The sequence below is a fragment of the Marinobacter sp. SS5-14b genome (assembly GCF_030541005.1).
Lineage (GTDB): Bacteria > Pseudomonadota > Gammaproteobacteria > Pseudomonadales > Oleiphilaceae > Marinobacter.
Genome location: NZ_JASSVM010000035.1, coordinates 1 through 1,636 on the forward strand (window position 1 = coordinate 1; position 1,636 = coordinate 1,636).

Here is a 1,636-nt window from a genome sequence, read left to right on the forward strand (position 1 = left end):
TCCCTATGTGTCAGCGTAGTTGTCGCCTGAATATTTCAGAGGACAACCATGCCCCATTATTCACCGGAACGTAAAGAAGCCATTCTCCAGAAGATGGCCCCACCTCACAGTCTGACTGTTGCCGAGTTGGCCAGCCAGGAAGGCATCAGTACCGCAACCTTGTACAATTGGCGTAAAGCCGCCAGAGGACGAGGTGCCGTTTTGCCATCGAATTCAGCTCATCCAGACAAGTGGAGTAGCGAAGAGAAGTTCCGCATTGTTCTGGAAACCGCCCCGATGACGGAGGCGGAAGTTAGTGAATATTGCCGTAGGAACGGCCTTTACCCGGAACAAATCGAAACCTGGAAAGCCGCCTGCATGGGAGCCAATGCCCTGTCGGATGAACAGGCCAAGCAGAATCGGCAAGCGGCCAGGGCTGAGAAAAAACGAGTCAAAAAACTCGAAGCCGAGTTGCGACGCAAGGAAAAAGCTCTGGCAGAAACGGCTGCACTGCTGACGCTGTCAAAAAAAGCCGAGGCGATCTGGGGCCCCAAAGACGAGGACGAATGACCAGCCTCCCGGATCGCCAGCAGGCGGTTACCCTGATCCAAGAGGCTCAGGGTAACGGAGCCCGGCTGGTCAAGGCCTGCGCCTTGCTGAACCTGAGTATACGCACTTATCAGCGCTGGACGGCAGATAAGGCCGTCAGCGCCGATCAACGACCGGTGGTGCCCAGACCAGCACCCACCAATAAACTCTCGGAGGCGGAGCGTCAGGCCGTGGTCTCACTGTGCAACCAGAAGGAATATCGAAGCTGTCCGCCGGCCTTCATCGTTGCGGATCAACTGGATCAGGGTCGCTACCTGGCCTCGGAATCCACCTTCTATCGGGTTCTGCGGGAGAAGGATCAAGTACACCCCAGAGGTCGGCAAAAAGCGCCCCAGAGCAAGCGCAGGGCAACTACACACAAGGCCACAGAACCGAACCAGCTGTGGTCGTGGGATATCTCATGGCTGCCGGGGCCAGCAAAAGGCACCTGGTTCTACCTGTATCTGATGCTGGACGTATACAGCCGCAAGATCGTCGGTCACGAGGTCTATCACAGTGAGACCGGCGAGCTTGCCAGCGAGTTCATCGAGAAGGCCTACTGGCGTGAACACCTGGCGACGAAGGACAAGCCTCTAGTGCTGCACTCCGACAATGGCAGCCCCATGAAGGCCTCGACCTTCTTGGAGAAACTGTACGATCTGGGTATTACGCCCTCGAACAGTCGCCCCCGGGTCAGTAACGACAATGCCTACTCGGAGTCGTTGTTCAAAACCCTGAAGTTCCGCCCGGGGTTCCCGGTAAACGGCTTCAGAACGATCGAGGAGGCCCGCAAATGGGTACTGGCGTTCGTGCGCTGGTACAACACCGAGCACCGACACAGCGCCTTGAACTACGTAACACCTCAGCAACGCCATACGGGCGAAGCTGATCAGATCCTGGCCCAGCGAAAACAGATTATCGAAGCGGCGAAAGCCGAGAACCCGCGTCGCTGGTCTGGTGATATCCGAAACTTCAGCTTGCCGGAATCAGTCACTCTGAACCCGGAAAAGGCGGCCAATTGTTAAAGAGCTGATGACTTAAACGCGACATCTACGTTGACAGACTCCGG

1 protein-coding gene is annotated in these 1,636 nt (G+C 56.6%); it reads left to right on the forward strand.

The window, feature by feature from the left end; translation table 11 throughout:
* The first annotated feature begins 48 nt into the window (after positions 1-48).
* A protein-coding gene (locus tag QPL95_RS18495) for an IS3 family transposase (protein ID WP_085986444.1) occupies positions 49-1,592 on the forward strand; the annotation gives its coding sequence in 2 pieces (ribosomal slippage) (positions 49-520 and positions 520-1,592; 1,545 coding nt in all).
* The last annotated feature ends 44 nt before the right edge of the window (positions 1,593-1,636 follow it).